The 5,828-nt window shown below is 74.4% G+C and carries 2 protein-coding genes and 2 pseudogenes; 3 read left to right on the top strand and 1 reads right to left on the bottom strand.

The annotated features are described in order from the left end of the window. Positions 1-2,262: SCO1167/SCO6262 family helicase (locus tag ABT186_RS47225; protein WP_351930599.1), on the top strand; the 2,262-nt coding region annotated here is incomplete at its 5' end. Positions 2,263-2,372: 110 nt separating this feature from the next. Next, positions 2,373-4,493, top strand: a pseudogene (locus ABT186_RS47230) (SWIM zinc finger family protein). A gap of 15 nt (positions 4,494-4,508) precedes the next feature. Here the strand turns inward: ABT186_RS47230 and ABT186_RS48250 are convergent. Then, the gene (locus ABT186_RS48250; protein ID WP_502973555.1) at positions 4,509-4,883 is read right to left on the bottom strand and encodes an RNA polymerase sigma factor; all 375 of its coding nucleotides are present in this window, start codon (positions 4,881-4,883) and stop codon (positions 4,509-4,511) included. 66 nt (positions 4,884-4,949) lie between these two features. Here ABT186_RS48250 and ABT186_RS47240 point away from each other — a divergent pair. After that, positions 4,950-5,273: pseudogene (locus ABT186_RS47240) on the top strand (amidohydrolase family protein); the annotation flags it as partial. Positions 5,274-5,828: the final 555 nt, after the last annotated feature.

The following is a 5,828-nucleotide window of genomic DNA, read 5'->3' on the forward strand; positions in this document are numbered from 1 at the left end:
CCTCACTCCGCGGGCCGACCGTTCGCGGCGCGTGAGCCGCAGCGTCTGCCTCAGGCGCACGACTGGGCCGCCGAGGTCGCAGCCGGCATGGACGCGGGCGTACGGATCTCGCTGCGCCTGGACCTGTCGGCGTACCAGCTCTTCGACGACGGTGAGGGCGCCCGCCGCGCCGGCGGGGCGATCGTGCAGGTGCACAGCCTCGCCGACCCGACCCTGGTCGCCGACGCGGCGGCGCTGTGGGCCGGGGAGGCGGATGCGGCATTCGGACCCCGGGCACGGGTGGACGCGGCCCTCGCCGTCCGCCGCGCGGCCCGGGTCTGGCCGCCGCTCGACCGGCTCTCCGAACAGGACGCGCCCGCCGTACTGGCCCTGTCCGAGGAGGAGTTGAGCGACCTGCTCGGTGTCGCGGCCACCCGGCTGAGCGCGGCCGGGGTCGCGGTGCACTGGCCCCGGGACCTGGCCCAGGACCTGACCGCGGCGGCGGTCGTACGGCCCGCGCCCGGCTCGGCGACCGACGGCACGGGCTTCTTCGAGAGCGAGCAACTGCTGCAGTTCCGCTGGCAGCTGGCGCTCGGCGGCGATCCGCTCACCGAGGCCGAGATGGACTCCCTGGCGGAGGCCCACCGCCCGGTCGTCCGGCTGCGAGACCAGTGGGTGCTGGTCGATCCGGCGCTCGTCCGCAAGGCGCGCAAGCGCGAGCTGGGCCTGCTCGACCCGGTCGACGCGCTGGCCGTCGCGCTCAGCGGCAGCGCGGAGGTCGACGGCGAGACGGTGGAGGCGGTGCCGGTCGGCGCACTGGCCGCGCTCCGGGACCGGCTGACAGCGGGCGTGGGCCCGGTGGAGCCTCCCCCGGGTCTCGCCGCCCGGCTGCGGGACTACCAGCTGCGGGGCCTGGCCTGGCTCGACCTGATGACCTCCCTCGGCCTCGGCGGTTGCTTGGCCGACGACATGGGGCTCGGCAAGACGGTCACCGTCATCGCCCTGCATCTGCGCCGGGCGCGCCGCGAGCCGACCCTGGTGGTCTGTCCGGCCTCCCTGCTCGGCAACTGGCAGCGGGAGATCACCCGGTTCGCCCCTGGAGTCCCCGTGCGCCGCTTCCACGGCCCGGAGCGCACCCTTGACGGCCTGGACGGAGGCTTCGTGCTCACCACCTACGGGACGATGCGGACCGCGGCGCCCCGGCTGGCCGAACAGACATGGGGCATGGTCGTCGCGGACGAGGCGCAGCACGTCAAGAACCCGTACTCGGCGACGGCGAAGGCTCTGCGCACGATCCCGTCCCCCGCGCGCGTGGCCCTCACCGGAACACCTGTGGAGAACAACCTCTCCGAGCTGTGGGCGCTGCTGGACTGGACGACGCCCGGGCTGCTCGGCCCCCTGAAGTCCTTCCGCGCCCGGCATGCGCGCGCGGTGGAGAACGGCGAGGACGAGGAGGCGGTGGGGCGCCTCGCCCGCCTGGTCCGCCCGTTCCTCCTGCGCCGCAAGAAGTCCGACCCGGGCATCGTGCCCGAACTCCCGCCGAAGACGGAGACGGACCACCCGGTGCCGCTCACCCGCGAACAGGCCGCGCTCTACGAGGCGGTCGTGCGCGAGTCCCTGCTGGCGATCGAGACGGCGGAGGGCATCGCCCGTCGCGGCCTGGTCCTCAAGCTCCTCGGCTCGCTCAAGCAGATCTGCAACCACCCGGCGCTCTATCTGAAGGAGGACACCGGGACGGCCGCGGGCCTCACCGCCCGGTCCGGCAAACTCGCCCTGCTGGACGAGCTGTTGGACACGCTGCTGTCGGAGGACGGCTCCGCGCTGGTCTTCACGCAGTACGTCGGCATGGCCCGCCTGATCACCACCCATCTGGCCTCCCGCGCAGTCCCCGTCGATCTGCTGCACGGCGGCACGCCGGTGCCCGACCGTGAGCGGATGGTGGACCGGTTCCAGAGCGGCGCGACCCCCGTCCTGGTCCTCTCCCTCAAGGCCGCGGGCACGGGCCTGAACCTCACCCGAGCGGGCCATGTCATCCACTTCGACCGCTGGTGGAACCCGGCGGTGGAGGAACAGGCCACGGACCGGGCGTACCGCATCGGCCAGACCCAGCCGGTCCAGGTCCACCGCCTGATCACCGAAGGCACGGTCGAGGACCGCATCGCCGAGATGCTGGAGTCCAAGCGGGCGCTGGCCGACGCGATCCTGGGCTCGGGGGAGGCCTCCCTGACCGAACTGACCGACCGTGAGCTGTCGGACCTGGTGTCGCTGAGGAGGACGGCGTGAACGGGGCCGAGGAGGAACGGCTCCGGGCGGACGGGCAGTCGGTCCCGGAGCAAGAGACGCGTCCCGGTGATGAGGGACGTCGGGGCGAGGAGGCGCGCCCCGCCGACGAGGTGCGTCGTGCGCTGCGGGCCGCTCGGGAGCGGGAGCATGCCGACGGTGGGATCCGGGGTGAGGAACCTACCGCCGAGGAGGCGGGCGTCGCCGTGCCCGAGAGAGGCGTGCAGCCGGCGGCGCGGCCGGGGGACGCGGCGCGAGCGGCCTTGCGGCGGGCGAACGCCGAGCGCAGGAGTGGGCAGGGGGCCCCTTCGTCGCCGGAGTCGGGGAAGCCGGAGTCCGGGAAGAGGGAACCGGCCGATGCGAGGGAGGCCGGGGCCGGCCCCCGTATCGGCGGGGAGACGGCTGAGACACCCGGTCGCGTCCCCAGGACCGAGACCGCACCTGGCGCGCGCCCTGGCGACGCCGCGCGTGAGGCGCTACGGGCTGCGCGGGAAGAGGCAGATCGGGAGCGTGACGAGGCAGGATCGAGGGGCGCCGAGGCGCAGCACCGGGGCCGGTCCGGCACGCCGGGGCCCGCACGGACAGCACCGTCGGCCGGAACCGCTAGGACGTCCGGCACTCCGGGGTCGCCGGGCCGCGGGGCACCGACCGGAACTCGGGGCCGCAGGGGGCCCCGAAACCCTGCGCGCGGCGCCGGGGCCCGGGATGTACGGGAACTCCTCGCCGGTGCCTTCGAGCTGCCGGCGTCGGCGGTGTCGTGGCGCGGGACCGCGCCCGCCGCGCGGGACATGGGCGGCGAGCGGGAGGACGTTCCCCCGCGGCCCACGGGCGAGGCGGCGAGCCCGTCCCCGCGACCCGCGTCCGAGGCGCCGAGCCCGTCGTCGCTGCGGCAGAGGGAACCCGATCCGCCCTCGGCGCCCCGTCCCTCGGCGCCCGGTGCACCGGCGGCCCCTCGATACCCCCGTTCCATGGCGGCCCCCGGCCGTGACGGCGAGCTGCGGCGCACGTTCGAGGCCCTCCCGGCGCGACCGGCGGACGAGTCCGACCGGTTCGCCGAGACATGGTGGGGCAACGCCTGGGTCGCCGCGCTGGAGGAAGGAGCCCTCGACGCGGCACGGCTGGCGCGGGGGAGGGCGTACGCGGGACGGGGGAACGTGGACGCCATCACTGTCACGCCGGGGCTCGTGCTGGCGTATGTACAGGGAAGCCGTCCGCGCCCGTACCGTGTGCAGGTGCGGTTGCGGACGTTCTCCGACGACGAGTGGGACCGCTTCCTGGACGCGGCCGCCGAGCGGCCCGGGCACATCGCCGCGCTGCTGGACAAGCAGGTCCCGCAGTCCCTCGCCGAGTGCGGCGTCCGGCTGCTGCCGGGCCCGGGGGATCTCGAACCGCACTGCAGCTGCCCCGACTTCGGCCACCCCTGCAAACACGCGGCCGCCGTCTGCTACCAGACCGCGCGCCTGCTCGACCGCGACCCCTTCGTCCTGCTCCTGCTACGTGGCCGGGGCGAGAGGGAGCTGCTCGACGCGCTGTCCCGGCGCAACGCGGCGCGTGCGGCCCGTGCCGCCCAGGACCAGGAACCCGCGCCCGTCCCCGGCGTACGCGCCCGTGACGCCGTGGCCCGGGACGCGATGCCGCCGCTCCCGGCTCCGTTGGCGCCGCCCGCGCACCCCGAGCTGCCGCCGGTCTAACCGGGGGCGCCGGGCGGGCCCGACCCGTTCGCGCTGGACCACCTGGCCACGGACGCGGCCGCCCGCGCGCACACCCTGCTGACCACCGGGCACGATCCGGTCGCGGAGCTGACGCTGTGGCAGGACGCGGTGCGGCTGGCCGCCGCCCGCCCCGGCTCGGGGCTCACGGCCGGAACCCGGGCGCTGTATTCCGCGCTGGCCGCCGCCACCGGCCGGTCACCGGCCGATCTGGCGCGGGCTGTCGCCGCCTGGCGGCAGGGCGGACGGGACGGACTCGCCGTGCTCGAGGAGCCCTGGGACCCGCCGGCGGGCCGCTTCGACCGGGCCCGCCCGCTGCTCCTGGCCGCGGACCTCCCCGCGTTCCGACCATGGCGCAACCGCCTCACCCACCCCGACGGCCACGCCCAGCTCCGCCTCGGCCAGGACGGGCTCTGGTACGCGTACGAGTCGGAACCGGGCCACGAGGACTGGTGGCCCCGGGGCACCCCGGACCCGGACCCGGTCGGCGCCCTGACGGGCCTGGGAGCGCCCGGGGGGAGCTGAACCGGGGCAGCCCGCTCACCACGGCGGCTCGGGGAAGACCACCCGGAGTGTGCCGACCGGTACCTCGCAAGCAACGGCGATCTCCTGGTAGGAGGTGATGCCGCTGAAGTGCCGCAGCATCAGCATCAGCCGTAGCTGCGGCGGCAGTTCCTCCATCGCGTCCCAGATCCAGCCACGCATCGCGTGCTGCTCGATGAGCCGCTCCGGGTGCGCCGGCTCGTGATCGCGAGGGTGCAGGTGGTCCAGGCCGTCCAGGCCGGGCGTCTCCCGTGTGGCACGCAGGCGCATTCGGGAGGTGTTGCGCACGACCGCCCGCAACCACGCTCCCACAGCCGCGGGATCCCGTACGTCGCCGATGTGCCGCAGCGCGGTCAGCGCCCCGTCCTGCACCGCGTCGTCCGCGTCGGGGCCGTAGCCCAGCAGAGCTGAGGTGTGCCATGTCTGAAGGCCTCCGAGGTGGAAGAGGACTTCTGGGGTCCGGAACGCGTCGCCCGGCTCTTCCCCGCCCGAGGCCGGCTCGACCTGGGCGCCCAGGTCAGTGCCGGATCCGACTTCCCCGTCGGTCAGTTCGGCGCCATGCGCTCCGTCTGGGGCATGACCACCCGACAGACCGTCATCGGCGTCAAGGGCCCCGAGCACGCCATCACCCACGACGAAGGCCTCGCCCTGCACACGACCAACGCCGCGCGCCTGCTCGGCGAGGAACACCTGCGCGGCACCCTCACCCCCGGCCGCCTCGCCGACCTCACCCTCTGGGACCAGGACCCCGCTCGGTGCCCGAGGGACGCCCTGCGCGACCTCAATCCCACGCACACCCTCCTCGGCGGCCGCCTCGTTCACCGCGCCGGACCCACCGACCGACCGCGGCCCGGCAGGTCTGCCCGCAACGGCGCCGGCAGACAGAAGCCGGACGTGGACGATCTGCGCAGGGCGGTGGAAGACGTGGGCAGTTTTGGCCACCGTCCCGCCCCCCGTCCGTCAGAAATCGAGAGATGTGAGAGCGTGCAGGGCGTGAGTGAGACACCGACGAACACCCTGCAATACCGCCTTGACGGGCCGGAAGACGCCCCAGTACTGATCTTGGGTCCCTCACTGGGTACCACATGGCACAGGTTGTAAATACCGTCCATGGGCGTCCGGGCAGTCCAAAACGGGCGCGGAATGCCAGGTCAGAGGCTCCCGGACCGGGGGAGTCGATGCAGTTGGTGACAGGCGTGTGAGAGCGGTACTCGATGAGAAGCCCGCGGGTGCGGCCTGGCGGGGCTTCCGAACAGGTGGGTTACAACGCCGGCGCGGGCGCCGTTGCACTCGGTTGTCCTCTTTGGAGCCACCCGA

Source organism: Streptomyces sp. NPDC001634, from assembly GCF_040298185.1.
Taxonomy (GTDB): Bacteria; Actinomycetota; Actinomycetes; order Streptomycetales; family Streptomycetaceae; genus Streptomyces.